This is a genomic window from Caballeronia sp. M23-90 (assembly GCF_053574605.1).
In genome coordinates this window covers 1-311 of the sequence record NZ_JBSIPA010001009.1, presented here as the reverse complement: position 1 = coordinate 311, position 311 = coordinate 1, and the positions used below count along the sequence as shown (strand labels likewise).

The 311-nt window shown below is 58.2% G+C and carries 1 protein-coding gene; it reads left to right on the top strand.

Features of this window, described 5'->3' with window-relative positions; genetic code table 11:
* Nucleotides 1-311: citrate/2-methylcitrate synthase (locus ACRXB1_RS37550; protein ID WP_449494960.1), on the top strand; the 311-nt coding region annotated here is incomplete at both ends.

The window sequence follows — 311 nt, the reverse complement described above, 5'->3', positions numbered from 1 at the left end:
GGCACCTTGTTGCCCGAGAAGGACGATCACAACGTCGCGGGCGCGAAGGATATCGCCGACCGCCTGATGGCATCGCTGGGATCGATTCTGCTGTACTGGTATCACTATTCGCATAACGGCCGGCGCATCGAGACCGAGACCGATGACGATTCCATCGGCGGGCATTTCCTGCATTTGCTGCATGGCGTCGAGCCATCGAAATCATGGGTCGATGCGATGCATGCATCGCTCATTCTGTACGCCGAGCACGAATTCAACGCATCGACGTTCACCTGCCGCGTGATCGCGGGCACGGGATCGGACATGTATTC